We start from the raw sequence: 26,424 nt of genomic DNA, 5'->3' as shown, positions 1-26,424 counted from the left end.
TCCAACCGTGACGCTCTTTCGCACGGCCGCTGTCGCGGCATTGATCTTCACCACCTCGGCCGGGGCGGCCGACATGGCTTTCTTCGTCAAGAACCAGCGCGGGCAGGCCGTTGCGGTCGAGCTGTTCAGCCGCGACCGCGAAACGGTCTGGCCGGGCGACGACAAGGTGTTCCTGATCGATCCCGGCTCACGCAAATCGGTGCCGATCTCGTGCAATGAGGGCGAACGCATCTGCTACGGCGCGTGGGTCAACGGCAACGACGCCATCTCGGCCGGCGTCGGGCCGGACAACGACCGGCCCTGCGACGATTGCTGTTTCATCTGCGTGGACCATTCGACCGAGACCGTCGACCTGGTCGAGTAGGCCAATCTCCCCAAAATTAGTCCGGGATTGTCGCGGTCGACCCCTTTAGCGATCGCTGGCCCCGTGCAATGCCCGCAGGGCGGCCGGGTGGGCCGTTTATTTTTTTGGGGGATATCATGTTCTACGCCTATGCGCGCCGTTCGCTGGCCGCGCTGTCTCTTGCCATGCTGCTGGTGCCGTCGGCCCGTGCCGGCGACGTCACCTTCGCCATCAAGAACAGCCATCCCAATGCCATGCGCCTCGAGCTCTACAGCCAGGACCGCGACTATGTGTGGCCGGGCAACGGCAAGGATTTCTACCTCGATGACGGCGAGACCAGGCAACTGCCGGTCTCCTGCGACGAGGGCGAATCGATCTGTTACGGCGCCTGGGTCGATGGCGACGAAGGCACCTATTGGGGCGTCGGCCCGGGCGACAAGGAAAAATGCGACGATTGCTGCTATACCTGCAGCGGCGGCGAGACCGAGGAGATCGAACTGGTTCCCTGACCGGCTTGCCAGCTTGACGCTTTTCCTGCCTGGGGCATAGCCTGCAAGAACAGCACCCAAAGCACGCCGCATGCAGGCGGCGTGCGTCAGGCAACAGGAGCAAGGCGATGGCGGGTCCGGTCGAGGGCGAGAAGATCGATGTCGGCTTTGCCGGCCGGCGCTGCATCCATTCGCGCAATTGCGTGCTGGGCGATCCGCATGTCTTCGTGCCGAACGCGCCGGGAGAGTGGATCCATCCCGACGCGGCCAGCGTCGAGAAGATCGTCGCCATTGCCGAAAGCTGCCCGTCAGGCGCCATCACCTATGTCAGGAAGGATGGCGGGCCGCAGGAAAGGCCGCCGCTGGTCAACACCGTGCGCATCAGGGAAAATGGCCCGCTGGCCGTCCACGCCGAGATTATGCTCGACGGCGAGACGTTCCACCGCGCCACGCTCTGCCGCTGCGGCGCGTCGCAGAACAAGCCGTTCTGCGACGGCAGCCACAACAAATCAGGTTTTGCCGCCACCGGCGAGCCGGCGCTGAAGGACACGCCGGCGCTGGACGCGCGGAATGGGGCGTTGAAAGTGACACCGACGAAAGACGGCCCGTTAAAACTCGAAGGCAATCTGGAAATCGTCACCGGCACCGGCCACACGGTCGAGCGCACGACACGCACGTTCCTGTGCCGCTGCGGCCACTCGGCCAACAAGCCGTTTTGCGACGGATCGCATAAGAAGGTGGGGTTTGTGGGGTAGCCAATCGCGGAGGTTGGTGCGAGGCACCCCCCTCTGCCCTGCCGGGCATCTCCCCCTCAAGGGGGGAGATTGGCAGCTTGAACGCCGGCGCTCCTTCTGCAACGTTGGCGATTGGCGAAAGCGGTTGCGACATCTGATCTCCCCCCTTGAGGGGGAGATGTCCGGCAGGACAGAGGGGGGCGCCTCGCTCCGGCCCTCAATAAATCCTCCGTCGCGCCAACGCTGCTTCCCTTGGCCCAGCGCTCGCGGCTTTATCGGCCGGCCGCTATCGGCTAAGGGCAGGTAGATAAATGCGGGCCATCATCAGAAATGACCAAGACCAAGCCAAAACCTCTTTTCCTCGGCATCGACACTGGCGGCACCTACACCGATGCCGTGCTGTGGTCCGAAACCGAAGGCCCGCAGAGCGGGCCGAACAAGGGAAAGGTGCTGGCCAAGGCCAAGGCTCTGACCACCAGGCACGATCTCGCCGTTGGCATTTCCGGCGCCGTCGACGCGGTTCTGGAAAAAGCGGTCACCGATCCTGCCGCCATCAAGCTTGTCTCCATGTCGACGACGCTTGCCACCAACGCGCTGGTCGAGGGCCAGGGCGGCCGCGTCGCGCTTGTCATGATCGGCTTTTCCGAGGCGGACCTTGCCCGCGACGGGCTGAAGGCGGCATTGGGCACCGATCCGGTCGTGTTCTGCCCTGGCGGCCACGATGTGCACGGCAATACCGCCAAGCTCGACCTGTCCGGCCTCGAGGCGGCGCTGCCCGAACTCGGCGGCTCGGTCTCGGGCTTTGCCGTCTGCGCCTATTTCGCCACCCGCAACCCGGCGCACGAGATCGCCGCCCGCGAGCTGATCCGGGAGAAAACCGGCCTGCCGGTCACCGCAAGCCATGAATTGTCGGCCAAGCTCGGCGGCCCGCGCCGGGCGCTGACGACGCTGCTCAACGCCCGGCTGATCTCGATGATCGACCGGCTGGTGGCGGCGACCGAAGGCTTTCTCGAGGCGCGCGGCATCGCGGCGCCCCTGATGGTGGTGCGCGGCGACGGCGCGCTGGTGTCGGCGGCTTTTGCCCGCCAGCGGCCGATCGAGACCATTCTCTCCGGCCCGGCCGCCAGCCTGGTCGGCGCGCACCACATGACCGGATTGGAAAACGCGGTGGTTTCCGACATCGGCGGCACCACCACCGACGTTGCCGTGCTCGACAGGGGCCGGCCGCGGCTCGATCCGGAAGGCGCCACCGTCGGCGGCTTCCGCACCATGGTCGAGGCCGTCGCCATGCGCACCTTCGGCCTCGGCGGCGATTCCGAAGTGGCGTTGGAAGACGGCGCTCTCAATCCCAGGCTCCTGCTCGGACCGCGCCGGCTGGTGCCGCTGGCGCTGGCCGGCATGGTGCATCGCGAGGCCGTTTTGGCGGAACTCGAGCGCCAGCTGCGCGCGCCGAACACCGGCCGCATGGACGGCCGTTTCGCGATGCGCACCGGCGTGCCCGACCGTCTTGCCGCCGGGCTGACCGCTCCGGAAGCAAGGCTCTACGAAGCGATCGGCGCAATGCCCTTGCCTCTCGACAGGCTTTTGACCTCGAATGCGCAGAACGCCACCTTGAACCGCCTGGTGTCGCGCGGGCTGGTGCACATTTCAGGCTTCACCCCGTCGGATGCGGCGCATGTGCTTGGCAAGCAGGCGAACTGGGATGCCGCCGCCGCCCGCCTCGGCGCAGAGCTGTTCGCGCGCAAGCGCGACGGCCGCGGCCAGGCGATCGCGGCCTCTCCCGAGGCGATCTCGGAGCGCGTGCTGGGGGCGCTGACGCGCTGGTCGGCCGAATATATCCTCGAAACCGCCTTCGCCGAGGACGGGCTCGACGGCGCGGCCACCGTTGCGCATGCGCTGGTGCAGCGCGCCGTCGACGCGCATCCCGGCATTGCGCGCCTGAGTGTCGCGCTCGACCGGCCGGTGATCGGCCTCGGCGCCTCGGCACCGCTGCACTATGCCGGACTGCCGCCATTGGTCGGCAATGACTGCGTGGTGCCTGATGACACCGATGTCGCCAACGCGCTCGGCGCCGTGGTCGGCCAGGTCCGGGTATCGGCGGAGGCGCGCGTCAGCCAGCCCAAGGAAGGTCTGTTCCGTCTTGCCTCGGGCGAAACCGTGCGCGACTTCCTCGACGAGGCGGCGGCGATCGCGGCCGCCGAGGCCGATGTACGCGCCATCGCGGCGCAGCGCGCCAGGGATGCCGGCACCGACAGCGCCGAAATCGATGTCGCGACCGAATTCCGCGTCTCCACCGTCGAAGCCCAGCGCATGTTCATCGAGGCGCATGTGGTGGCGGTGGCTTCGGGCAGGCCACGGATCGCGGTGTGATGGAGAGTGTAATCTCCCCTAGTTGGGGGAGATTGGCAGCGTCGCCGCCGGCACCAAGCCCAAAAACCGCGCCTAGCTGCCCTGCCTTCACCCTAAGCTGAATTGACCCTGCACTCCCAACATGCCAAAGGCGCGCGAAAGCCTTTCATCTGGAGCAGCCTGATGACCGATCGCGTCGAAATCGCCGGATTGCGGATCGCCCGCGAACTCCATGACTTCGTTGTCAACGAGGCCGCTCCGGGCACCGGCATCGATCCGGATAAGTTCTGGAACGGCTTTTCGGCCATCGTCCACGACCTCGCTCCGAAGAACCGGGCACTGCTGGCAAAGCGCGACGCTATACAGGAAAAGCTCGATGACTGGTATCGCGCCAATGGCGCGCCGGTCGACCTGGAAGCCTACAAAACCTTCCTGAAGGAGATCGGCTATCTCGTCCCCGAAGGCCCGGCCTTCTCGGTGACGACCGAAAAGGTCGATCCCGAGATCGCCGTCGTAGCCGGGCCGCAGCTTGTGGTGCCGGTGATGAATGCGCGCTATGCGCTCAACGCCGCCAATGCCCGCTGGGGCTCGCTCTATGATGCGCTTTACGGCACCGACGCGATTCCCGAGACGGACGGCGCCGGGAAGGGCAAGGGCTTCAACCCCGCGCGTGGTGCGAAAGTCGTCGCCTGGGCCAAGGACTTTCTCGACCAGTCGGTGCCGCTCACATCGGGCAAATGGGCCGGCGTCAACGGCCTTTCGCTGGCCAATGGCGCGCTGCGGCTCAGCGCCGGCGCCGGCTCGACTACGCTTGCCGACGTCAGGCAGTTCGTCGCCTATCGCGGCGACGCCGCCAACCCGCAAGCCGTGCTGCTGGTCAGCAACGGCCTGCATATCGAGATATTGATCGACCGCGACAACCAGATCGGCCGCACCGATCCGGCCGGCATCGCCGACATCATCCTGGAATCGGCGCTGACCACCATCCAGGACTGCGAGGATTCGGTCGCGGCGGTGGATGCGCAGGACAAGGTCGTCGTCTACCGCAACTGGCTCGGCCTGATGAAGGGCGACCTCGCCGAAGAGATCACCAAGGGCGGCCGGACCTTTGTCCGCAAGCTCAACCCCGATCGGTCCTACACCTCGCGCAATGGCGGCACGGTGACGCTGCCCGGCCGCTCGCTGATGCTGGTCAGGAATGTCGGCCACCTCATGACCAATCCGGCGATAACGGCCCGCGACGGCAACGAGGTGCCGGAAGGCATCATGGACACGGCGATGACCGCGCTGATCGCGCTGCACGATGTCGGGCCGAACGGCCGCCGCGCCAATTCCCGCGCGGGCTCGATGTATGTCGTGAAACCCAAGATGCATGGACCCGAGGAAGTTGCCTTCGCCGTCGAGATCTTCGATCGCGTCGAGGCCCTGCTCGGTATGGAAAAAAATACCATCAAGATGGGCATCATGGACGAGGAGCGGCGCACCACCGTCAACCTCAAGGAGGCGATCCGCGCCGCCAGGGAGCGCGTCGTGTTCATCAACACAGGCTTCCTCGACCGCACCGGCGACGAGATACACACCTCGATGGAAGCCGGCCCGATGATCCGCAAGGGCGACATGAAGCAGGCTGCCTGGATTTCCGCCTACGAGGCCTGGAATGTCGACACGGGGCTGGAATGCGGGCTTGCCGGCCACGCCCAGATCGGCAAGGGCATGTGGGCGATGCCCGATCTGATGGCGGCGATGCTCACCGAGAAGATCGCCCACCCCAAGGCCGGCGCCAACACCGCCTGGGTGCCCTCGCCGACCGCGGCGACGCTGCACGCCACCCATTACCACAAGGTCGATGTCCACGCCGTGCAGGCGGCGCTGAAGAGCCGGCCGAAGGCCAAGCTCGACGACATCCTGTCGGTGCCGGTCGCGGTGCGGCCGAACTGGTCGCCGGCCGATATCCAGGCGGAGCTCGACAACAACGCGCAAGGTATTCTGGGCTACGTCGTGCGCTGGATCGACCAGGGCGTCGGCTGCTCGAAAGTGCCCGACATCAACGATGTCGGCCTGATGGAGGACCGCGCCACGCTGCGCATCTCCTCGCAACACATCGCCAACTGGCTGCACCATGGCGTCTGTGCGGCCGACCAGGTGATGGAAACGATGAAGCGCATGGCGGCGATCGTCGACCAGCAGAACCAGGGCGACCCGCTCTACCGGCCGATGGCCGCCGATTTCGACGGCTCCGTCGCCTTCCAGGCCGCCTGCGACCTCGTCTTCAAGGGCCGCATCCAGCCCAACGGCTACACCGAGCCGGTGCTGCACGCGCGGCGGCTGGAACTGAAGGTGAAGGACCGGGCCTGAGCGTTTCAGCCGGCGGGCGTTCCGTTCCCCTCTTCTCGAGGCAGCGCGACTACGCCGCCTGCGCCACGCGCTCCGAGCTCATACGATAGGAGATCGCTTCGGCCAGATGAATGCGGCCGACGGTCTCGCTGGCGTCGAGATCGGCGAGCGTGCGCGCCACTTTCAGCACCCGGTGGTAGGCCCGCGCCGAGAAGGCAAGCTTTTCGCTGGCGTCCTTGAGCAGCGACAGGCCCGCTGCGTCGGGCATGGCGATCTCCTCGATCACCGCCGGCGCGCAATGCGCGTTTGTGGTGGCGCTGGTGACGCCGAGCCGTTCGAAGCGCTCGCGCTGGAGGGCGCGGGCACGCGCCACGCGCAGCGCCACGTCGGCGCTCTTCTCCGCCCGGTCGGGCCGGATCAGGTCGCTGGCTGAAACCGCGGGCACCTCGATCCTGAGATCGATGCGGTCGAGCAGCGGGCCCGAGATGCGGGCCTGGTAGTCGGTGCGACAGCGCTCGCCCCGCAGGCAGCGATAGCCGGGCTCGCCGGCCATGCCGCAGCGGCACGGGTTCATCGCCGCCACAAGCTGGATGCGCGCCGGATAGGTGACGCGATGGTTGGCGCGCGCGATCATGCAGTCGCCGGTCTCCAGCGGCTGGCGCAACGCGTCGAGCGTCTGCGGTGTGAATTCGGGAAATTCGTCGAGGAACAGCACGCCGTGGTGCGCAAGTGACACTTCGCCCGGCCGCGCCCGGATGCCGCCGCCGACCATCGCCGCCATCGAGGCCGAATGGTGCGGCGCGCGGAACGGCCGCCGGTCGGTCAGCTTGCCTTCGCCGAGCTCGCCGGCGACGGAGGCGATCATCGAGACTTCCAAAAGTTCCTTCGGTGCCAGCGGCGGCAGGATCGACGGCAGCCGCTGCGCCAGCATCGACTTGCCCGATCCCGGCGGCCCGACCATCAGCAGATTGTGCCCGCCGGCCGCCGCCACTTCCAACGCCCGCTTGGCGGTTTCCTGGCCCTTGATGTCGGCGAGATCGGGCAGGTCGCGCGCCGCGGCATGGATGCCGGCTTCGGGGCGCGACAGCACCTGCGTGCCGCGGAAATGATTGGCGATGGCGATCAGGCTGCGCGGCGCGAGTATGTCGAAATCCTTGCCGGCCCAGGCGGCCTCCGAGCCGCAGGCGAAGGGGCAGATCAGGCCCTTGCCTTCAGAATTAGCCCCAATCGCCGCCGGCAGGGCGCCGGCGACCGCCGCAATGGTGCCGTCGAGCGAGAGTTCGCCAAGCACGACATAGCCGGCCAGCATGTCGCCCGGAATGGCGCCAAGCGCCGCCATCAGGCCGAGCGCGATCGGCAAATCGTAATGACTGCCCTCCTTGGGCAGGTCGGCGGGCGCCAGATTGACCGTGACCTTCTTGGACGGCATCGACAGGCCGGAAGCATGGAGTGCCGCCTGCACCCGTTCGCGGCTTTCGGCCACCGCCTTGTCGGCCAGGCCGACAATGTGCATGTTGACCTTGCCGGGCGCGATCATCACCTGCACGTCGACCGGCACGGCCTCGATGCCCTGGAAAGCAACCGTGCGAACCCGCGCCACCATGTTTTGCCCCCGGATCTGGGCTTGCCCCAAGCCTTTTGCAATCAGGCCGCGAAGGGCCTGGGCCGGAGACAATCACAGTTCCTCGGCTAAATCAAGAACATTACAGGAACACGCAATCGCTTAAGTTGCGGCGCGATTGTCTCCGGTTGCAAAAACGGAACATGGTTAATACGAAGTGAAAACGGCTACTTCCGCTTGGCCTCCACCGCGTCCCAGAACAGGCTGGCGATGTCGGCGCCGCCGAAGCGTTTGACTTCGCGCACGCCGGTCGGCGAGGTCACGTTGATCTCGGTCATGTAGTCGCCGATGACGTCGATGCCGACGAGGATGAAGCCGCGTTCCCTCAGTGCCGGCCCGATGCGGGCGCAGATCTCGCGTTCGCGTTCGGTCAGCTCGGTCTTCTCGGCGCGGCCGCCGACATGCATGTTGGAGCGGGAGTCGTGCTCGGCCGGCACCCGGTTGATGGCCCCGACCGGCTCGCCGTCGATCAGGATGATGCGCTTGTCGCCCTTGCGCACATCCTTCAGGTAACGCTGCACGATGTAGGGCTCCCGGAACATCTGGCCGAACATTTCGAGCAGCGATGCGAGGTTGCGGTCGGCCTCCAGCAGGTGGAAGATGCCCGCACCACCATTGCCGTAGAGCGGCTTGACGATGATGTCGCCGAATTTCTTGCGGAAGGCGGCGACCTCCTGGGGATCCTTGGTGATCAGCGTTTTCGGCATCAGGTCGGAAAACTCGGTGACGAAGATCTTTTCCGGGCTGTTGCGCACCCACGCCGGGTCGTTGACCACCAGCGTCCTGGGGTGGATGCGCTCCAGTATGTGCGTGGTGGTGATGTAGTTCATGTCGAAGGGCGGGTCCTGTCTCAGCAGGATCACGTCCATCTCCGACAGGTCGGTTCGCACCTTCTCCCCCAGCGAATAGTGGCTGCCCTTCTCGTCGCGCACCTGCATCTCCTCGATGCGGGCAAACACCTTGCCGTCGCGCAGCGACAGCCGGTCGGGCGTGTAGTGGTAGAGCTGATGGCCGCGCCGCTGCGCCTCCAGCGACAGCGCGAAAGAAGTGTCTCCGGCGATCGACACGGTGGAGATGTGGTCCATCTGGACGGCGATTTTCAGCTTCATGTCAGGTCCCCAGCACGGTCGATGAGAGAGCGATATAAGGGTCCCGGCGCCTTCTGCCAATCGGGCCACGCCGCTAGCGGTCGAAGACCAGCCTGGAATAGCCGAGGAAGGACACCGCCATCGCGGTCAGCGAAGCGAAAGCAAGGGCGGTCAATGGCGGGGTTGTCGGCAGGACGACACGGATGGCGCAGTAGACCAGATAGTTGGCGATGCTGGTGGCGATGCCGACGCCGCCATAGCGCGCGCCTTCCCGCACCAAGCCGCGGCTCGACGGCGAGAAGGTCAGATGCCGGTTTATCTGCCAGGTGACGCAGAGTGCAAAGCCGATGGACAGCATGCGGGCGCTGAAAGGGCCGAGCGGCGTGACCGCAAGCAGCAGCCAGAGGGCGGCAGCGTCGGCGACGAAGCCGATGCCGCCGGCAAAGAGGAAGCGGATGAGACGGCTCACCGCTTCATGCGGCGCGAGGCGTCTTGCCTGGGCCGGCCTTCGCGGCAGTCGGCTCGCTGGCGCGCTCGCGCCGCTCGACGCTGCCCGAAGGCATCGATAGATAGAAGATGCGCTTCTGTTCGGCGCGGCCGCGCGACACCGAATCGAGGATCACGCCGGTCACACCAGCCAGCATCGAGAGCAAGAGCAGGCCGACCGACAGCACCCATGTCGGCATGCGCGGCACCAGCCCGGTCTCGGCGAATTCGACCAGCACCGGCGCCATCAGGAACAGGCTCGACGCCAGGAAGACTAGGGCGAAGGCGCCGAAGAAACGCAGCGGCTGCGTTTCCTTCATCAGCATGGCGAACATCCAAAGGATCCTGGCACCGTCGCGAACGGTCGAAAGCTTCGACGACGAGCCGTCCGGCCGCTTGCCGTAATCGAGCGCGATCTCGCTGACGGGCAATTTGAGCTGCGAGGCATGCACCGACATTTCGGTCTCGATCTCGAAGCCGCCGGAGACGGCCGGGAAGCTCTTGACGAAGCGCCGGGTAAAGACGCGGTAGCCCGAGAATATGTCGGTGAAATCGCTGCCGAACAGCCCTTTATAGAGACTGTTGAAGGCGCGGTTGCCGAAGGCATGGCCGGTCCTGCCGGCATCGTTGGTGACGCCGCGCCGGGTGCCCACCACCATGTCGGAGCGCTCGGTCAGAAGCGTGTTGATCAATTGCGGCGCGTCTTCCGGCGCATAGGTGCCGTCGCCGTCGGCCATCAGGTAAATGTCGGCGTCGATGTCGGCGAACATGCGCCGCACCACATTGCCCTTGCCCTGGCGCGGTTCGCGCACCACGATGGCGCCGGCCGCGCGGGCGCGCAACGCGGTCAGGTCGCGCGAATTGTTGTCGTAGACATAGACCGTCGCCAAAGGCAGCGTCTCGCGGAAGCGCCGCACCACCTCGGCGACCGTCAATTCTTCATTGTAGCAAGGCAGGAGCACGGCAATGGTGGGTTCGTAGCGAAGCTCTTGCGGCATTTTCCTCTCCGGGTGCCTCGCCGCCACGCGCGGTTCGCGCCAAAGTCAGGCGCGTTCAGGCGGTTTTACTATTTATTGAAGCCGTTAAGGCTAGGTTTAAGGCCGGACTGTACGAGTGTCGATTGGCCGGAAAGGCCCGGCATTCCTGCCAGAGGCGATGGGGATGAGCACAGCCAGTAACGGCGCTTCCACCTGGAAGGCCGACATCGCGTTTGCGTTGCTTGCCACCTTGCTGCTGCTGGCGCTCGATCGCTATGCCGGATTCCCGCAACTGGCCAACCCGGCCGGCGACAATGACAGCCTGCTGCAACTGGTGGAGGTTCGCGACCTCCTGGCCGGCCAGGGCTGGTTCGACCTGCACCAGTACAGGATGGGGCTGGAGGGTGGCTTCGTCATGCACTGGTCGCGGCTGCTCGACGCCCCGCTGGCGCTCTGCATGCTTGCCCTGTCGGCCCTGACGGGCAGTGCCGCTTTGGGCGAGCAGGTCGTGCAGGTGCTTTGGCCTCTCCTGCAATTCTGGCTCGCGCTGTTCTCCATCATGCGCGCCGCGCGCGCTTTCGCCGGCGAGCACGCGGTCCTGCCCGCTGCGGTGGTCGGCGGAGCGGCTTTGTACTATCTCGGAATCTTCTCGCCCGGCGCACTCGATCACCACAATGTCCAGCTGATGCTGACCTTGGCCGGCCTGGCTTTGCTGCTTGAAGCACCTCGCCACCGGCCCGCCGCCCTGTTTGCCGGCGCGTGCGCCACCCTGGCATTAGCGATCGGCATGGAAAGCGCCCCCTATGCTGGAACCCTCGGCGCCGTCGTCGCCCTGCTGTTCCTCGTCAGCGGTGCCGGCGAAAGGCTGATCGCCAGGGATTTTGGCTTGGGCGTCACCGCCGTCTCGGCCCTTGTTTTCATCGCCACCATACCGGCTTCGGCATGGGGGCAGGCCCAATGCGACACCTTCTCGACCGTGCAGTTCGTGGTTGCCGCGCTTGCCGGCGCCGGCCTTGCGGTCATCGCCTCATGGCGGGCCGCCAATGCGACGTACGGCCGTCGCCTGGTCTCGCTCGGCCTGCTGGCATTCGTGCTTATCCTTGTCGTGATGTTTCTGTTCCCGCAATGCCTGGCTGCCCCCTATGCGGACCTCGACCCGCGCCTCCAGCAGATGTGGCTCGGTCATATCGACGAAGCGCAATCGATATTCCAGCTCGTCGCGGCCGATCCGGCCAGGGCGGTGGCGCGCTTCGCGACGCCGCTGGTGGCGATCATCCTGATGGCGCTGCGCCTCGGCAAGGGCGGCTGGCGGCGGCAGGACAGTCTCGTCGGGGCGCTGCTGCTGGTGGCTTTCCTGGTCAGTGCCTGGGAGGTCCGCGGCTCGACCTTCTCCATCGCCTTCGCGGTGATCCCGCTTTGCGCCTGGATCGCCAAATGGCGGCAGCGCGCCGAAAACAGTCCGTCCGGTGGCTCCGTGCTCCGTATGGCCGCAGCCTGGCTGATCTCGGTCAATGCAGTTTGGTCCAGCGCCGCCGAGGCGGCATCGAATGCCTTCCAGACCGGTACGGCCATCACGGACGCCGGCATCGATGCACCTTGCAACAGCAAGGCCTCGTTCGCCGCGCTCGCCCGCATGCCTCACACCACGGTGCTGGCCGTCTCCAATCTCGGCTCGCCGATCCTGGCCTTTACCCGCCATCGCGCGCTCGCTGGGCCCTACCACCGCAATGTTGCCGGAAACCTGCTCGTATTCGATGCCTTGCTGGGCTCGGCTACTGACGCGAAAGCCGTCGTGGCAAGCCATCGCGTCGGGATTGTCGCGCTCTGCCGCGGCAACCCCGAAACGAGGCTTCTCGCAGCCAAGGCGCCTGACGGCTTTCTGGCCGGGCTGATGCATGGCGGCGTGCCGGATTGGCTGGAACCGGTGGCGGAGACCCAGGGCGCGCCGCTGGAGCTCTATCGCGTTCGCCCCGCCGGTTGAGAATCCGCGTGAGCGACGACGCCCTTGAGCCTGGACGGCTTTGCGGAGAACAACGCGCTTTAGCGGCGAAAAATCGATTTTCCCGATACGTTTCCTAAAGGGTTTGCTGCCAGTCTCGGGCATAAATTCCGACTTCGAGAAACAGGGACACCGATGCAAACTTCGTTTGGCACCGGTCAGGCAAACAGGGAGAGCACGGATCTGGCATTCACCGATCCGTTGACCGGGCTTGGCAACCATCGCCGCTTCTTCGACAAGGTCGATCGCCTGATCAGCGACCGTGCCGACGATCCCGCGCCCTTCACCGTCGGCATTCTCGACCTTGATGGCTTCAAGCCGATCAACGATCTGTTCGGCCACAAGGCCGGCGACGACATCCTGATCCAGGTGGCGATGCGGCTGCGCGCCTCGATGGACGGCCATTCCACGGTCTGCCGCATCGGCGCCGATGAATTCGCCTTCCTCTACCCGCTGGTGTTCTCAGAGGAGGCGGCGGCCGAAAAGTCGCGCATGCTGATCGAGATCCTATCCGCCCCTTACGATGTCGGCGAGCGCACCGCCAGGCTGTCGGCCTCCGTTGGTTGTTCGCTGTTCTATTCCGGCGACGAGACCACCGAGATCCTCATCAACAAGGCCGAAACGGCGCTTTACCATGCCAAGCGGTCCGGCCGCGGGCGGGTCGTCGTTTATACCCGCGAAATGGAAGAGGCGGCCAAGCGCGTCACCCGCATCGAGCAGGCGCTGCGCCGCGCCGTCTCGGCCGGCGAGGTTGAGCCGCATTTCCAGCCGATCGTCGACCTCGCCACGCGCCGCACCATCGGCTTCGAGACGCTGGCGCGCTGGACCGACCGCGATCTCGGCTCGGTACCGCCGACCGTCTTCATTCCGATCGCCGAGGAGCGCGGCATCATCGGCCCGCTGTCGCAGCTGGTGCTGCGCAAGGCGACCGAGGCGGCGAGGAGCTGGCCGAAGGACCTGTTCCTGTCCTTCAACCTGTCGCCCTCGCAGCTCGTCGACCAGAACACCGGCCTGCACATACTGGCGATCCTCGACCGCACCGGCTTCGATCCGCGCCGTCTGGAGATAGAGATAACCGAGACCGGCCTGATGAACGATCCGGCCTCGGCCGCGCAGATCGTCGAGGACCTGCGCCGCGTCGGCATCCGCGTTTCGCTGGACGATTTCGGCACCGGCCAGTCCTCGCTCGGGCGGCTGCGCGAATTCCATTTCGACAAGCTCAAGATCGACCGCGCCTTCGTCTCCTCCATTCTGGATGACCGCCCGTCGGAGCACATCATCCGCGCCATTCTCGCAATGTGCGAAGGGCTTGGCATGGATGTCGTCGCCGAAGGCATCGAGGAAGAGGCGCAGGCCGACCGGCTCGTCCAGTTCGGCTGCGCCGGTGGGCAGGGCTATCTGTTCGGCAAGCCGGCCGACGCCGACGCCACGCTCGGCTATCTCCGCGACTCCTTCCGTGGCGCCCTGCGCGCCAAGGCGATCTGAACGGCGATCGTCCGTCCCGATCGAAGTCCAGGCGTGCCCGTGCGCGGCCTCCAGGCTTTTTGTCAGACATAAGCCGGAAAATCCGTCTTTTCGCCCTTGCCCGCCGGACCGGTCTGGCTAGGATGCGCGCCGGTCAACCCGGGAGACGAAAACCATGATGCCATCGGCACGTTTTGCCGACCTCGAAGGTGCTTCGGTGCTGATCACCGGCGGCGGCTCCGGCATCGGCGCGGCATTGACCGAGGGTTTCATGCGCCAGGGCGCCAAGGTCGCCTTCATCGATATCGCCGACAAGCCCAGCACCGCGCTTGCCGACCGCATCGAGAAAGAGCTCGGCCGCCGGCCGCTCTACCTCAAGACCGATCTGCGCGACATCGAATCGCTGCGGGCGTCTGCCGCGAAGGCGGCCGAAGCGCATGGCGACGTCACCGTGCTGGTCAACAATGCCGCCTGGGACGAACGCCACGCCGTCGAGGACGTGACGGTGGAGTTCTGGGACAACAACCAGGCGATCAACCTCAGACCGCATTTCTTCACCGCGCAGGCCGTGGCGCCTGGCATGAAGCGCGCCGGCGGCGGCTCGATCATCAACTTCACCTCGACCTCCTACCTGATCAACCACCCCGACATGCCGGCCTACACCGCCGCCAAGGCGGGCATACTCGGCCTTACCAAGGGTTTGGCCGGCAAGCTCGGCCCCGACCGTATCCGCGTCAACGCCGTCGCGCCCGGCTGGGTCATCACGGAACGGCAGCAGGAACGCTGGGTCACGGAACAGGCGCTTGCCTCTCATGTCGCCAAGCAGTGCATCAAGGATGTCATGCGGCCGGACGATTTGGTCGGCACCGTGCTTTTCCTGGCCTCGGATGCCTCGCGCATGCTGACCGCGCAAATGCTGATCGTCGATGGAGGTTTCCTGTGAGCCCCGGGTTTGCCGGCCCCCGATTTGCCGGCAATGTGCCGGCAGTCGCGGCGCTCGATTGGGGCACGACCCGGCTTCGTGCCTGGCTGATCGACGGCGGCGGCAAGGTGCTTGCCGAGCGTCGCGGCGACGACGGACTGATCACCGCGCGCGACAAGGGCTTTTCCCGGGTTCTCGAGGATCATCTCGCCGCCATGGGCGCGCCTGAAACGCTGCCCGTCATCATCTGCGGCATGGCAGGCTCGCGCCAAGGCTGGCTCGAAGCGCCCTATGTCAGCGTGCCGGCGCCGATCGGCGCCATCCTGGCCGGCGCGGCCCGGATCCCGGGGGAGTGCCGCGACATTCGCATCGTACCCGGCCTCGCCCAGCGCCTGGCCGATGCGCCCGACGTCATGCGTGGCGAGGAGACACAGCTTGCCGGCGCCGGTTTGCCGGCAAAGGGCCGTGAAATCGTCTGCATGCCGGGCACCCATTCGAAATGGGTTCTGGTCGAGGACGGCGCCGTTGCCGGTTTCGGCACCTGGCCGACCGGCGAGCTGTTCTCGGTGCTGGCCGCGCATTCGATCCTGCGCCATTCGCTCGGCGAGCATCCCAAGCCGGTTGAAGCCGACAACCCCTTCTTCAGCCGCTGGTGCGAGGCGGCGCTGGATGAAGGTGGCGACGTCAGCGCAAGGCTGTTTTCGATCCGCGCCGCCGGCCTGCTCCAGGATTTGAAGGCCGACGATGCCGCGGCCTGTCTGTCCGGCCTGCTGATCGGCGGCGAGATCGCTTCGGCGAGGCGCCGCCAGGCCGCCGGCGCCACATCGGTGGTGCTGATTGCCTCCGGCGCGCTTGCGGTGCTTTATCGGCAGGCGCTCGGCCTTGCCGGGCTTGGCGTGCGGACCGTCGACGCTGACGAGGCGGTGCGCGCCGGACTGATCGAGGCGGCGCGCGAGAACGGCATGATCGCCAGAACCGGAGTTGCCCGATGAGCCAGACCGCTGCCTTCCCGAAGCTCAAGCGCGGGCTGGTCGCCATCCTGCGCGGCCTCAAGGCAAGCGAGGCGATCGCCATCGGCCAGGCATTGTTCGATGCCGGCATCGAGGCTATCGAGGTGCCGCTCAATTCGCCTCAGCCGTTTTCGTCTATCGCCAGGATTGTCCAAGTGCTGCCGAAAACAGCCCTGGTCGGTGCCGGCACGGTGCTGACCGCGGTCGATGTCGATGGCCTGCACGAGGCCGGCGGCCGGCTGCTGGTCAGCCCCAACATCGATGCCGAGGTGATGGGGCGCGCCATGCATTACGGCATGGTGACCATGCCGGGTGTGTTCACGCCGACGGAAGCCTTCCAGGCGATCCGGCTTGGCGCCTCGGCGCTGAAATTCTTCCCGGCGAGCGTGCTGGGTGCATCGGGCATTTCGGCGATGCGTGCCGTGCTGCCGGCTTCGACGCTGGTCGGCGCGGTCGGCGGCGTCTCGGAAAAGGACTTTGCCGGCTACAAGGCCGCCGGCGTCTCCGTCTTCGGCCTCGGCTCCAGCCTGTTCAAGCCGGGCATGAGCGTCGACGACGTGGCCGCGCGGGCCCAGGCGGCGGTAACAGCCTGGGATGCGGTGTTCGGAGAGGCATGATGAGCGAAGCGATCGTTTCGGTTTTTTCCGACCATGTCTGCCAGCTCGGCGAGGGGCCGAGCTACGACCCCGCCACAGACACACTCTACTGGTTCGACATCGTCAAGGGCCATCTCCTGGAAAAGCGCCTGTCCGGCGGGGCGACCCAGGTGCACGAGCTCGGCCGGATGGCCAGCGCTATCGCCATCATCGACGACAAGCGCCAGCTGATCGCCACCGAAACCGGGCTTTTTGTCCGCGACGTCGCCACCGGCAGGATGACGCTGCACACGCCTGTCGAGGCCGACAATCCGGTCACCCGTTCCAACGATTCCCGCGTCCATCCCTGCGGCGCCCTGTGGACCGGCACGATGGGCAAGGGCGAGGAGAAGCGCGCCGGCGCGATTTACTGGTTCTTCAAGGGCGAATTGCGCAAGCTGTTCTCCGACATCACCGTGTCGAACTCGATCTGTTTTTCCGCGGACGGCGCGCTCGCCTATTACACCGACACGTCGACCGGGCTGTTGATGCGTGTTGCCTGCGATCCGGCGACCGGCCTGCCGGCGGGCGAGCCGAAGGTGTTCGTCGATCACCGGTCGGCCAAGGGCTTCGTCGACGGCTCTGTGCTCGACCGCGACGGCATCCTGTGGAATGCCGTCTGGGGCGGCAAGGTGGTCAAGGGCTACGCCCCGGACGGCAAGCTGGTGCGCACGATCGCCATGCCGGTGACGCAGCCTTCCTGCCCGGCCTTTGTCGGCAAGAACGCCAGCCGGCTGGCGGTTACCTCGGCCTGGCACGGCAAGGACGACAAGCAGCGCCAGCTCGACCCCCAGGCTGGCATGACCTTCCTCCTCGACATCGAGGTCAATGGCCGGTTCGAGCCGCGCGTACTGATCGCCTAGGGCACCTGGCACTCACGCTATGCCGGCCTGCAGGCGACGGGTTCCCACCGCACCTGACTGGATCATTCGGCCGGCTGTCACGCAGGCGTCCGGCCCGCGTCGGTTTCGCGAAAGCCTGACGTCTCTGCCATGCGATGGTGTGGAATTGCACCACTGGGAATCATGTCATGTCCAGCCCCAGGCTGATCCTCGTCCATGAGCCGGAAAAGGCCTGCCTCGAGCGGCTCCTAGCCGATGGCCACGCGCCGGAGCGTGCCGCCGAAATCGCTTCTTACCTGGCGCAATCGACCGATCTCGCGCACGAGTTCGGCGCGCTCGCTTCTGCCTTCGGGCGGCGCGGTCTCGGCTTTGCGGCGGTGGAGTTGGACGATGCCGCCGATATGCTCGCCAAGGCCGATCTGGCCGCCACGCTGGTCTGGACGCTGACCGACGGCATCGCCTATTTCCGAGGCGGCGCGGCGCCTGCGCTTGCCAGGCTGAACGGCCTGAAGACGATCGGCGCCGACGATTCGTTGTTCGCCCTCTGCCAGGACAAGTTTCGCTCCGGCGCCGTGCTCGGCGCGCTGGGCCTGCCGGTGCCGCAGGCCGGTCTGGCGCGCAACGGACAATGGCTGGTCGAACCGCCGGTTTCCGCCGCCGGCTGGTTCGTCAAGCCGAACCGGCTCGGCGCCAAGATCGGCATCTGGCCGGATTCGCGCTGCGGCGATCTCGGCCATGCGCTGGAGCTTAGCCGGCGTGTTTTCGCCGCCTATCGCGACGACGTCGTCGTCCAGCCCTATGTCGCCGGCCGCAACGCGCGCGCCAGTCTCCTGGGCCTGAGGCCGGACACCGGCGTCGAAGCGCTCGGCGTCGCCTTCGTCGAGTCCGGCGGCGATTTCCAGACCATGGAAGACAGCCTGGCGCTTTACGGCGAGACCGGCGAGGCGGCGAAGGCGGCGGGCAAATACGCCGAGCCGCTTCTGCTTCCGGTCGCCGAAAGCCAGCCGGTCGCCGATGCAAAAGTCCGCGCCATCGCCGAGCGGCTGATGAGCGGGCTCGGCCTGCGCGACGTGTTTTCCATCGATCTCAGGGTCGAGCCCGACGACACCGTTCACCTCATAGAATTCGAGGTTTGCCCCGGCCTGCCTTGCTTCGATTTCCGCGCCTATTGCAGGTCGCAATGGGGGCTGGGGCTTGCCGACGCCATGGCGGAAACCGCCGCGAACAGGATAACGGCCCGGACCGTCGCTTCTTAGCGGTGCGGCGGTAAGCGAACCCGCAGCATCGTAATGCTTCCACGTTCCGGTGTGTCTATCCCAAAGGCATTCGCTCGAATGTCTGCAGGGAGGGGTCGATCATGTCCCAGGCATGGCCGCGGATGGCATATGTGACCACCTGCGGATTGAACTGGCTCGGGTCGTCAAGGCTGGTCGCGTGCACCGCTATCAGCTCCGGTCTTGCGACCTGCGTCAGGTAGACCGGCGTTCCGCAGGTCGGGCAGAAGGCGTGGATCTTTTCGTTGCCGCTGTCGCCCGCCACCCGCCAGGTGCTCGCTTCGCCCGTTATCGTCACATCGGCTCGCCCAGGAAAGGTCAGATAGGAGCTGTGGCCCGTGCCGCTTCGCTTCTGGCACTCGTGGCATTGGCAGTGGTTTTCGAAGATGGGTTCGCTGCTCGTTTCATAGCGGATCGCACCGCATGCGCATCCGCCGGTGTAGCGTTTGGTCATTGTCGTTTTCCCGCAGACGGATTTGCTGGTCAGGCCGATTTCGGCTTGGCGAAAATGTCGATGCCGCTGCCGGTTTCCAAAAAGGATTTCATGCTGGACAGCACCGCCGGCCATCCCTGGCTGACGCCCTTCGCCATGCCGCTGCCGGCTTCGAGTTCGTCATGGCTGACGGTCAGCCGCACCATGGTGTCGTATTCCTCGATGGCGAACGTCACCCGGCTGTATTTCGATGGATCGTCGGCCTGCGAAGCGTTTGCCCAGGTCATCACGAGACGCGTCGGCGGTGAAATCTCGACGACCTTGCCGACCAGTTCGACGGTCCGCTCGTCATTGGCGCGGATATGTTCCCATTTCGATCCAACCTTCCAGTCCGAGACGTTCTCGTGGCCCCAGTAACGCCGTGCGATGTCGGGCCTGGTTATGGCCTCGAACACTTTTTGTGGCGTCGAGCGGATGTAGGTCACGTAGACAAAGCTGGTCATCTCTGCGGTCATTGGTCTTCTCCTTCGAGTTCCTGTTTCAGGTCGTGCAGCAGGCTGAGCCGCTGGCGTTCGAATTTGCGCACCCACCGCTCGTAGACCTCGTGCAGCGGTACGGGATTGATGAAATGCAGCTTCTCGCGGCCGCGTTTGACCGTGCTCACCAGGTTGGCCGCCTCCAGCAGGTCGATGTGCTGGGTGGCGGATTGCCTGGCCATATCGAGATGTTCGCAAAGCTGGCCCAGCGTCTGCCCGTTCTTCTCGCACAGAAGGTCAAGCAGCCTTCTGCGTGTCGGGTCGCCCAGCGCTTTGAAAACCTTGTCCGCATCCATCGGCTTCACTCTGTGTGAAGTCATAATATGCAGGTAAATACCTGCATGTCAATAGGCGACCAGCCGGCATCGCGATAACCGGGGCTAAGGCCTACTCGGGCGTCGATTGCTGAACGGGTTGTGAGCCGGCCATGTAGCGGCCGTTGTCGAACGGCTGCGCCGGTTGTCTCTCAAGGACAACCGGTCAGGGCATCGCCTGCTGGCCAGGCTGCGGGTTGTGAGCCGTGAGGACTTCCTGTGAAGGCCGCCGCCAGCACCGGGTGCTGGCCGGGATAGACTTCAGACGCCTTCGACCAGCACGATCTCGCCGTCGGCCACCTTCTGGCGAATGGCGGCGGCGCGCTGGTATTCCGGCGAATGGTAGCAGTCATGCGCGGCGGCAAGCGTCTCGAACTCGATGACGACGTTGCGCGCGCGCCCGGCCCCTTCGGCCTTTTCATGCTCGCCGCCGCGCGCAAGGAACTTCGCGCCGAAGCGCTCGAAGGCCGGTTTGGCGGCGGCGACATAATCCTTGTAGCCTTCCGCATCGCGCACATCGACGCGGGCGATCCAGTATCCCTTGGGCATTCTTCTTCTCCGAACCGTTCGTTGGAAATTATGCCGAGCGCATTTCGTCGAGGATGGCTTCAGCCGCCGCGCGTCTGTCCGCCGCGGCGACGATCGGGCGCCCGACGACCAGATGGCTGGAGCCGCTTCGGATGGCATCGGCCGGCGTCATCACGCGCTTCTGGTCGCCATGGTCGCTGCCGGCGGGGCGTATGCCTGGCGTCACCACCGCCATGTCGGGCCCGACGATGCGGCGCACCGCCTCTGTTTCCGCGGCCGAGCAGACGATGCCGCCCATGCCGGCATGCAGCGCCTGTTCCGCACGCCGCAGCACCAGCGTGTGCGGATCGTATTCATAGCCGGCGTCGATCACGTCCTGTTCGTCCATCGACGTCAGCACGGTGACGGCAAGCAGGCAAAGCTCGCTGCCTCTCGCCGCCTCCACCGCCGCCCGCATGGTCTTTGGGTAGGCATGCAGCGTCAGCATGGTCATACCCATCTTGACGATGTTCTCGACCCCCTTGGCCACCGTGTTGTCGATGTCGAGCAGCTTCATGTCGAGAAAGATCTTGCTGCCCCCGCTGGCGAGCTCCCTGGCGAAATCGAGCCCGCCAGCGAAGGCGAGCTGGTAGCCGATCTTGTAGAAGGAGACGACGCCGTCGAGTTCGCGCACCGCCTTCTCGGCCTCCTTCAAGCTCGGCACGTCGAGGCCGACGATCAGCCTTTCGCGCATTGTGTCGGCTTGCATCGCGCTGGCGATCACGGCTCGACCCGGGTCGACAGCATGCGCGAGGTTTCGATCAGCGTGCGGCATAGGTGCTCCATCGATTGGTGTAGTCGTTCGTCCCTGAAACGCCCGTCCTCGTCGAAGGCATTGCCGCCTTCCGGCACCGAGCATTCCGGCGTCACCACCTCCATCTGGCAACGCACCAGCACGGCGCGCAGATGATTGATGCAGCGTATCCCGGCGAAGTGTCCGCTGGAAGACGAACTGAGGCCGGCGACCTTGCCGGCAAACGGCCTCACCGCACGGCCGCCATCCTTGCGCACCCGGCTCACCCAGTCGATCGTGTTCTTGAGCAGCGGCGGAATGGAGCCGTTGTATTCGGGCGTGGCGATCAGCAGCCCGTCATGGGCAATGATCATCCGGGCGAGTTTCAGGGCGTTTTCGGGGACGCCTTTTTCCTTCTCGAGATCCTCGTCCAGGATCGGCAGGGGATAGTCGGCAAGCGAAATGCGGGTGACCTCGGCGCCTTGCACCGCAAGTTCCTTCTGCGCCACGTCGGCAGTCCTGCCACTGAAGGCCCCGATCCGGACCGAGCCGGCAAAGACCAAGATTCTTGGGATCACTGCCATTGGCTAACCTTGTTCCCGGACAGGTACAGCCAGAGCCCGCTCAAATCAATGCAGATCAGGCAAAGCGTCGACTTTCGAAGACATTCGCGGTCGACTTCGCAATCCCTAATGCGCCTCGCGCCGGTAGATCCACAGCTGCGTCGGCGGAATGTTGCGGATGATGAAGTCGAAATGCTTGACCGTGTAGTCGCCGCGGCCGGGCGGGATCGGCGACATCGGGCCGTAGGTCAGCTGCACGATCGGCCGGCCGGCCGGAATGCGGTCGAGCAGGCTTTCGATATAGGCGATACGCTGGGCGACCGGGAAGTTGAGCAGCGGCACGCCCGAGACCACCGAATCGAACATCATCCCGCTCTTGTCGCCAAGCGTGGCGTTGAGATTGAAGGCGTCGCCCTCGATGACGTTGACGCCGGGATAGAGCCGGCGCAGATGGCGCACGAAATCGGTAGAATATTCGACTGCGTAGAGGTTTTCAGGCCTCACGCCCTGGGCCAGTATGGCGCGGGTGATGACGCCGGTGCCGGGCCCGACCTCGAGCACCGGCAGGCCGGACTTCGGGTCGACGATCGAGGCCATCTTGCGGGCGGTGATGGAGCTGGTCGGCACGATCGACCCGACCGTCTTCGGCTTGTCGATCCAGCCCTTGAAGAACTTCAGCTCGTCGTCGAACTTTTCGGCAAGCGCCTTCCGCAGTCCCGGACCACGTGTCATGCAAGCTCTCCTCAGCGCTCCCCTGAGAGCTACTTAACACCTAAGCCGCCCAAGGCAAGGCAGGGTCATGCCAATGTCGTGGATAAGATAGTTTTCGTCGCGTCCAAAAATGCGCGCCTTCTGCGGTTGACGGTGTGTCTTGGTTGCCGGCAGGTGGGGAGGCCGCCGACGCCGGCAAGGCAAGCCACACGTGCACAGGCCGTCGATCAATGCTCGCCGAACGACTCGAAAAAGTCCTTCATGCGGGCGAAAAAGCCGCTCGACTGGGGGGAATTGTCCTGTGAGGAGAGCTGTTCGAACTCTTCAAGCAACTCGCGCTGGCGGCGCGACAGGTTCTGCGGTGTCTCGACCGCCGTCTGGATGTAGAGGTCGCCGACATTGGGCTGGCGCAGCACCGGCATGCCCTTGCCCTTGAGGCGGAACTGGCGTCCGTTCTGGGTGCCTTCCGGCACCTTCACCTTGGTCTGCGTTCCGTCCAGCGTCGTCACCTCGAACGAGCCGCCAAGGGCGGCCGTCGTCATCGAGATCGGCACCTTGCAGTAGAGGTCGGCGCCGTCGCGCTGGAAGAATTCGTGCGGTTTGACCGCCAGGAAAATGTAGAGGTCGCCCGACGGCCCGCCGCGCAGGCCGGCTTCGCCCTCATTGGCAAGCCGGATACGGGTGCCGTCCTCGATGCCGGCCGGAATGTTGACCGACAGCGAACGCTCCTCGGTGACGCGGCCCTGGCCGGCGCATTTCGGGCACGGATCCTTGATGGTCTGGCCGCGGCCCTGGCATTGCGGGCAGGTGCGCTCGATGGAGAAGAAGCCTTGCGTGGCGCGCACCTTGCCGTGGCCGTTGCACATCGAGCAGGTGACCGGCTGGGTTCCGGGCTTGGCGCCGGTTCCCGAGCATTCCGAGCACGAGATCGAGGCCGGCACGCGGATCTGCGCGGTCTTGCCGGCAAAGGCCTCTTCCAGCGAGATTTCCATGTTATAGCGCAGGTCGGCGCCGCGCTCGCGGCCGCCCGAAGAGCGGCGCTGGCGGCCGCCCATCATGTCGCCGAAAATATCCTCGAAGATGTCGGCGAAGCCGCCGGCGCCGAAGCCGTGTGCGCCGCCGTTCATGCCGCCCTGCTCGAAGGCCGCGTGCCCGAAACGGTCATAGGCCGCGCGCTTCTGGGGGTCCTTCAGCGTCTCGTAGGCTTCGTTGATTTCCTTGAACTTGTGCTCGCAGGCATGGTCGCCCGGATTGCGGTCGGGGTGGAACTGCATGGCGAGCTTGCGAAAAGCGCTCTTCAGTTCCTTGTCGTCGGCACCCTTGTGCACGCCCAGCGTTTCGTAGAAATCAGCTTTCATTTTTTCCCGCTGTCCGGATGCTCAACGTCTTCATGCAGTGTTGCGTCGTTTGCCGGCACGTTGCCACGATTTAGGATCGGCGCAGCCCGGATGCTAGGGCCGGTGCGGAGCTGTTCGTGCTTTTCGACGATTTTTTCCGCACTTTTTCTGCCAGGGTTGCAAAAAAGCCCGGCTTTGCGCCGGGCTTTCCGCTTTGTCTTGCCGTCAGCCGGTTCAGGCCGACTTCTTCTTGTCGTCGTCCTCGTCGATTTCCTCGAAATCGGCATCGACCACATCCGAGTCCTTGGCGGCGTCCGCCTTGGCGTCGGCTTCCGCCGCTTCCTTCTGCGAGGCTTCGTACATGGCCTGGCCGAGCTTCATCGAAGCCTCCGCGAGCGCTTGGCTCTTGGCTTCGATTTCCGCTGCGTCGTCACCCTCGGTGGCGGTCTTCAGAGCCGCGATCGCGTCCGATATCGCCGTGCGGTCGGCTTCCGAGACCTTGTCGCCATATTCCTTCAGCGACTTCTCCGAGGAATGCACCAGCGCCTCGGCCTGGTTGCGGGCCTCGACCAGCGCACGCCGCTTCTTGTCGGTCTCGGCATTGGCTTCGGCGTCCTTCACCATCTTCTCGATGTCGGCGTCCGAAAGGCCGCCCGAGGCCTGGATGCGGATCTGGTGCTCCTTGCCGGTGCCCTTGTCCTTGGCCGAAACGTTGACAATGCCGTTGGCGTCGATGTCGAAGGTGACCTCGATCTGCGGCACGCCGCGCGGAGCCGGCGGAATGCCGACCAGGTCGAACTGGCCGAGCGCCTTGTTGTCGGCGGCCATTTCGCGCTCGCCCTGGAAGACCCGGATGGTCACGGCCGACTGCGAATCCTCGGCCGTCGAGAACACCTGGCTCTTCTTGGTCGGGATCGTCGTGTTGCGCTCGATCAGCCGGGTGAACACGCCGCCCAGCGTCTCGATGCCGAGCGACAGCGGGGTCACGTCGAGCAGCAGCACATCCTTGACATCGCCCTGCAGCACGCCGGCCTGGATGGCGGCGCCGAGTGCGACGACCTCATCGGGGTTGACGCCCTTGTGCGGCTCCTTGCCGAAGAACTGCTTCACGATCTCCTGGATCTTGGGCATGCGGGTCATGCCGCCGACCAGGACGACTTCGTCGATCTCGCCAGCCTTCAGGCCGGCATCCTTGAGCGCCGCCTTGCACGGATCGATGGTGCGCTGGACGAGGTCTTCGACCAGGCTTTCGAACTTGGCGCGCGTCAGCTTCAGCGTCAGGTGCTTCGGGCCAGTCGCGTCGGCGGTGATGAACGGCAGGTTGATCTCGGTCTGCGTCGTCGACGACAGCTCGATCTTGGCCTTTTCGGCAGCCTCCTTGAGGCGCTGGAGGGCGAGCTTGTCGTTCTTCAGATCGATGCCCTGTTCCTTCTTGAACTCGGCCGCCAGATATTCGACCAGGCGCATGTCGAAATCCTCGCCGCCGAGGAAGGTGTCGCCATTGGTCGACTTCACCTCGAACACGCCATCGCCGATCTCGAGCACCGAAATGTCGAACGTGCCGCCGCCAAGGTCATAGACGGCGATGGTCTTGCCGTCCTTCTTGTCGAGGCCGTAGGCGAGGGCCGCCGCGGTCGGCTCGTTGATGATGCGCAGCACTTCGAGGCCGGCGATCTTGCCGGCGTCCTTGGTCGCCTGGCGCTGGGCGTCGTTGAAATAGGCCGGAACGGTGATGACCGCCTTCTCGACCTTCTCGCCGAGATAGGCTTCCGCCGTTTCCTTCATCTTCTGCAGGATCATGGCCGAGATCTGGCTGGGCGACTGCTTCTTGCCGCCGGCCTCGACCCAGGCATCGCCATTGTCACCCTTGACGATCTTGTAGGGGACAAGCTTCTTGTCCTTTTCCGTCACCGGATCGTCATAGCGGCGGCCGATCAGGCGCTTGACCGCGAAGATGGTGTTTTCAGGATTGGTGACCGCCTGGCGCTTGGCCGGCTGGCCGACGAGACGTTCTCCGTCGCCCGAAATGGCGACGATGGAAGGCGTCGTGCGCGCGCCTTCCGCATTCTCGATCACCTTCGGTTCCTTGCCATCCATGATGGCGATGCAGGAGTTGGTGGTGCCAAGATCGATACCGATTACTTTTGCCATTTTTCTAGTCTCTCCGCTAAGCAGGCTCTCAGGACCCGTAAGGCGTTCCGACGAAAGCCCCTGTTCACAAGAAATCCCGTTCGGCAACCGCTGTCGCGGCGCTGGACGGCTTGGCGCGTATATAAGAACAGGCGGCATCGGGCGCAAGCATTCTGCGCAACGCTTCCACCATCCTCGCCAGCGCATGGAAAAACGACCCGATCAGGCCTGCCTCGCTGTCGTTTGGAAGAATAGCCAGGCCCCTCTGTGAACCTTTCCGCCTTCGCGTCCGACTGACGCTCAGGCGCCGCATCATGCGGCCACGGGAAAGGGAGCCACCATGACCAGCACCCCAGGGACGCCATGGCCTCCCCGACCAACAGGAGCTCGGCGCGACCATCGTCTTCGAGACAAGGTCGATGCGCTTGGCTTTCCGCTGGTTCCGTTGACCCTGCACAGGGGCGGGCGTATCGTAATCATGAGGAAAGCAGACAATTCGATCGGGGACGAACGTGCCGGAACGCCGCGCCTTGC

At 65.2% G+C, this 26,424-nt stretch carries 25 protein-coding genes; 12 read left to right on the top strand and 13 right to left on the bottom strand.

The genetic code is table 11. The annotated features are described in order from the left end of the window. Window positions 1-7: 7 nt before the first annotated feature. From LB566_RS17580 to LB566_RS17560, 5 genes are all read left to right on the top strand, one after another. On the top strand, window positions 8-364 hold the full coding sequence (locus LB566_RS17580) for a hypothetical protein (protein WP_224625308.1): 357 nt from the start codon (window positions 8-10) through the stop codon (window positions 362-364). Between the two features lie 116 nt (window positions 365-480). Next, on the top strand, window positions 481-852 hold the full coding sequence (locus tag LB566_RS17575) for a hypothetical protein (protein ID WP_140551726.1): 372 nt from the start codon (window positions 481-483) through the stop codon (window positions 850-852). 107 nt (window positions 853-959) lie between these two features. After that, entirely contained in the window at window positions 960-1,586 is a 627-nt protein-coding gene (locus LB566_RS17570; protein WP_224625307.1) for a CDGSH iron-sulfur domain-containing protein, read from the top strand. A gap of 309 nt (window positions 1,587-1,895) precedes the next feature. After that, window positions 1,896-3,935, top strand: coding sequence for a hydantoinase/oxoprolinase family protein (locus LB566_RS17565; protein WP_224625306.1), 2,040 nt, complete (start codon window positions 1,896-1,898; stop codon window positions 3,933-3,935). A gap of 162 nt (window positions 3,936-4,097) precedes the next feature. Further along, entirely contained in the window at window positions 4,098-6,269 is a 2,172-nt protein-coding gene (locus LB566_RS17560) for a malate synthase G (protein WP_224625305.1), read from the top strand. Window positions 6,270-6,318: 49 nt separating this feature from the next. On the opposite strand, the gene LB566_RS17555 is transcribed toward LB566_RS17560, so the two are convergent. From LB566_RS17555 to LB566_RS17540, 4 genes are all read right to left on the bottom strand, one after another. Then, a complete protein-coding gene (locus LB566_RS17555) occupies window positions 6,319-7,851 on the bottom strand; it encodes a YifB family Mg chelatase-like AAA ATPase (protein ID WP_140551722.1) in 1,533 nt (510 codons plus the stop codon). A 185-nt stretch (window positions 7,852-8,036) separates the two neighbouring features. After that, window positions 8,037-8,978, bottom strand: a complete 942-nt coding sequence (gshB, locus tag LB566_RS17550) for a glutathione synthase (RefSeq protein WP_224625304.1) — start codon at window positions 8,976-8,978, stop codon at window positions 8,037-8,039. Between the two features lie 73 nt (window positions 8,979-9,051). Continuing rightward, window positions 9,052-9,426: a GtrA family protein gene (locus LB566_RS17545; protein ID WP_224625303.1), complete on the bottom strand. Its 375-nt coding sequence runs from the start codon at window positions 9,424-9,426 to the stop codon at window positions 9,052-9,054. A gap of 4 nt (window positions 9,427-9,430) precedes the next feature. Beyond that, the gene (locus tag LB566_RS17540) at window positions 9,431-10,441 is read right to left on the bottom strand and encodes a glycosyltransferase (protein WP_224625302.1); all 1,011 of its coding nucleotides are present in this window, start codon (window positions 10,439-10,441) and stop codon (window positions 9,431-9,433) included. Between the two features lie 163 nt (window positions 10,442-10,604). On the opposite strand from LB566_RS17540, the gene LB566_RS17535 reads away from it, so the two are divergent. The 7 genes from LB566_RS17535 (at window position 10,605) to LB566_RS17505 (ending at window position 18,548) form a co-directional block, all read left to right on the top strand. Continuing rightward, window positions 10,605-12,401 (top strand): GtrA family protein, encoded by a 1,797-nt coding sequence (locus tag LB566_RS17535; protein WP_224625301.1) that lies wholly within the window; start codon window positions 10,605-10,607, stop codon window positions 12,399-12,401. 153 nt (window positions 12,402-12,554) lie between these two features. Further along, on the top strand, window positions 12,555-13,904 hold the full coding sequence (locus LB566_RS17530) for a putative bifunctional diguanylate cyclase/phosphodiesterase (RefSeq protein ID WP_140551717.1): 1,350 nt from the start codon (window positions 12,555-12,557) through the stop codon (window positions 13,902-13,904). A gap of 154 nt (window positions 13,905-14,058) precedes the next feature. Further along, a complete protein-coding gene (locus tag LB566_RS17525) occupies window positions 14,059-14,826 on the top strand; it encodes an SDR family NAD(P)-dependent oxidoreductase (protein WP_224625300.1) in 768 nt (255 codons plus the stop codon). Further along, the gene (locus LB566_RS17520; protein ID WP_224625299.1) at window positions 14,823-15,797 is read left to right on the top strand and encodes a 2-dehydro-3-deoxygalactonokinase; all 975 of its coding nucleotides are present in this window, start codon (window positions 14,823-14,825) and stop codon (window positions 15,795-15,797) included. Before LB566_RS17525 ends, LB566_RS17520 begins: the two co-directional genes overlap by 4 nt. Beyond that, window positions 15,794-16,432 carry a 2-dehydro-3-deoxy-6-phosphogalactonate aldolase gene (locus LB566_RS17515; RefSeq protein ID WP_140551714.1) on the top strand — a complete coding sequence of 213 codons (639 nt, stop codon included), beginning with the start codon at window positions 15,794-15,796 and terminating at the stop codon, window positions 16,430-16,432. The genes LB566_RS17520 and LB566_RS17515 overlap by 4 nt, the downstream gene beginning before the upstream one ends. Then, window positions 16,432-17,313 (top strand): SMP-30/gluconolactonase/LRE family protein, encoded by an 882-nt coding sequence (locus LB566_RS17510; protein WP_224625298.1) that lies wholly within the window; start codon window positions 16,432-16,434, stop codon window positions 17,311-17,313. Before LB566_RS17515 ends, LB566_RS17510 begins: the two co-directional genes overlap by 1 nt. A gap of 167 nt (window positions 17,314-17,480) precedes the next feature. Continuing rightward, window positions 17,481-18,548, top strand: coding sequence for a D-alanine:D-lactate ligase-like protein (locus LB566_RS17505; RefSeq protein ID WP_224625297.1), 1,068 nt, complete (start codon window positions 17,481-17,483; stop codon window positions 18,546-18,548). Between the two features lie 55 nt (window positions 18,549-18,603). Here LB566_RS17505 and LB566_RS17500 read toward each other — a convergent pair whose 3' ends face one another. The 9 genes from LB566_RS17500 to dnaK form a co-directional block, all read right to left on the bottom strand. Beyond that, entirely contained in the window at window positions 18,604-19,020 is a 417-nt protein-coding gene (locus LB566_RS17500) for a GFA family protein (protein WP_224625296.1), read from the bottom strand. A gap of 29 nt (window positions 19,021-19,049) precedes the next feature. Beyond that, complete coding sequence (locus tag LB566_RS17495) at window positions 19,050-19,514, bottom strand: SRPBCC family protein (RefSeq protein WP_224625295.1); 465 nt, start codon at window positions 19,512-19,514, stop codon at window positions 19,050-19,052. After that, on the bottom strand, window positions 19,511-19,831 hold the full coding sequence (locus tag LB566_RS17490) for an ArsR/SmtB family transcription factor (RefSeq protein WP_140551710.1): 321 nt from the start codon (window positions 19,829-19,831) through the stop codon (window positions 19,511-19,513). The genes LB566_RS17495 and LB566_RS17490 overlap by 4 nt, the downstream gene beginning before the upstream one ends. 279 nt (window positions 19,832-20,110) lie before the next feature. Continuing rightward, on the bottom strand, window positions 20,111-20,398 hold the full coding sequence (locus tag LB566_RS17485; protein WP_140491638.1) for a DUF1330 domain-containing protein: 288 nt from the start codon (window positions 20,396-20,398) through the stop codon (window positions 20,111-20,113). Between the two features lie 28 nt (window positions 20,399-20,426). Next, window positions 20,427-21,125 (bottom strand): orotidine-5'-phosphate decarboxylase, encoded by a 699-nt coding sequence (pyrF, locus tag LB566_RS17480; RefSeq protein ID WP_263498214.1) that lies wholly within the window; start codon window positions 21,123-21,125, stop codon window positions 20,427-20,429. 11 nt (window positions 21,126-21,136) lie between these two features. Beyond that, complete coding sequence (locus tag LB566_RS17475; RefSeq protein ID WP_224625293.1) at window positions 21,137-21,733, bottom strand: NADPH-dependent FMN reductase; 597 nt, start codon at window positions 21,731-21,733, stop codon at window positions 21,137-21,139. 105 nt (window positions 21,734-21,838) lie between these two features. After that, a complete protein-coding gene (gene pmtA / locus LB566_RS17470; RefSeq protein ID WP_140625262.1) occupies window positions 21,839-22,444 on the bottom strand; it encodes a phospholipid N-methyltransferase PmtA in 606 nt (201 codons plus the stop codon). A 206-nt stretch (window positions 22,445-22,650) separates the two neighbouring features. Beyond that, window positions 22,651-23,781 (bottom strand): molecular chaperone DnaJ, encoded by a 1,131-nt coding sequence (gene dnaJ / locus LB566_RS17465; protein ID WP_140551706.1) that lies wholly within the window; start codon window positions 23,779-23,781, stop codon window positions 22,651-22,653. A 213-nt stretch (window positions 23,782-23,994) separates the two neighbouring features. Further along, window positions 23,995-25,911: a molecular chaperone DnaK gene (dnaK, locus tag LB566_RS17460; RefSeq protein ID WP_140551705.1), complete on the bottom strand. Its 1,917-nt coding sequence runs from the start codon at window positions 25,909-25,911 to the stop codon at window positions 23,995-23,997. Window positions 25,912-26,424: the final 513 nt, after the last annotated feature.

It is taken from the genome of Mesorhizobium sp. CA13, from assembly GCF_020165235.1.
Lineage (GTDB): Bacteria > Pseudomonadota > Alphaproteobacteria > Rhizobiales > Rhizobiaceae > Mesorhizobium.
This window is presented reverse-complemented; position numbering and strand designations above follow the sequence as displayed.

Coding starts and splice junctions, on each gene's coding strand:
- LB566_RS17570 (WP_224625307.1), top strand. CDS start 960: ATGGCGGGTCCGGTCGAGGGCGAGAAGATCGATGTCGGCTTTGCCGGC.
- LB566_RS17485 (WP_140491638.1), bottom strand. CDS start 20,398: ATGCCCAAGGGATACTGGATCGCCCGCGTCGATGTGCGCGATGCGGAA.
- LB566_RS17555 (WP_140551722.1), bottom strand. CDS start 7,851: ATGGTGGCGCGGGTTCGCACGGTTGCTTTCCAGGGCATCGAGGCCGTG.
- LB566_RS17505 (WP_224625297.1), top strand. CDS start 17,481: ATGTCCAGCCCCAGGCTGATCCTCGTCCATGAGCCGGAAAAGGCCTGC.
- LB566_RS17475 (WP_224625293.1), bottom strand. CDS start 21,733: ATGGCAGTGATCCCAAGAATCTTGGTCTTTGCCGGCTCGGTCCGGATC.
- LB566_RS17565 (WP_224625306.1), top strand. CDS start 1,896: ATGACCAAGACCAAGCCAAAACCTCTTTTCCTCGGCATCGACACTGGC.
- dnaK (WP_140551705.1), bottom strand. CDS start 25,911: ATGGCAAAAGTAATCGGTATCGATCTTGGCACCACCAACTCCTGCATC.
- LB566_RS17525 (WP_224625300.1), top strand. CDS start 14,059: ATGATGCCATCGGCACGTTTTGCCGACCTCGAAGGTGCTTCGGTGCTG.
- gshB (WP_224625304.1), bottom strand. CDS start 8,978: ATGAAGCTGAAAATCGCCGTCCAGATGGACCACATCTCCACCGTGTCG.
- LB566_RS17510 (WP_224625298.1), top strand. CDS start 16,432: ATGAGCGAAGCGATCGTTTCGGTTTTTTCCGACCATGTCTGCCAGCTC.
- pmtA (WP_140625262.1), bottom strand. CDS start 22,444: ATGACACGTGGTCCGGGACTGCGGAAGGCGCTTGCCGAAAAGTTCGAC.
- pyrF (WP_263498214.1), bottom strand. CDS start 21,125: ATGCAAGCCGACACAATGCGCGAAAGGCTGATCGTCGGCCTCGACGTG.
- LB566_RS17560 (WP_224625305.1), top strand. CDS start 4,098: ATGACCGATCGCGTCGAAATCGCCGGATTGCGGATCGCCCGCGAACTC.
- LB566_RS17575 (WP_140551726.1), top strand. CDS start 481: ATGTTCTACGCCTATGCGCGCCGTTCGCTGGCCGCGCTGTCTCTTGCC.
- LB566_RS17500 (WP_224625296.1), bottom strand. CDS start 19,020: ATGACCAAACGCTACACCGGCGGATGCGCATGCGGTGCGATCCGCTAT.
- LB566_RS17515 (WP_140551714.1), top strand. CDS start 15,794: ATGAGCCAGACCGCTGCCTTCCCGAAGCTCAAGCGCGGGCTGGTCGCC.
- LB566_RS17490 (WP_140551710.1), bottom strand. CDS start 19,831: ATGGATGCGGACAAGGTTTTCAAAGCGCTGGGCGACCCGACACGCAGA.
- LB566_RS17495 (WP_224625295.1), bottom strand. CDS start 19,514: ATGACCGCAGAGATGACCAGCTTTGTCTACGTGACCTACATCCGCTCG.
- LB566_RS17530 (WP_140551717.1), top strand. CDS start 12,555: ATGCAAACTTCGTTTGGCACCGGTCAGGCAAACAGGGAGAGCACGGAT.
- dnaJ (WP_140551706.1), bottom strand. CDS start 23,781: ATGAAAGCTGATTTCTACGAAACGCTGGGCGTGCACAAGGGTGCCGAC.
- LB566_RS17540 (WP_224625302.1), bottom strand. CDS start 10,441: ATGCCGCAAGAGCTTCGCTACGAACCCACCATTGCCGTGCTCCTGCCT.
- LB566_RS17535 (WP_224625301.1), top strand. CDS start 10,605: ATGAGCACAGCCAGTAACGGCGCTTCCACCTGGAAGGCCGACATCGCG.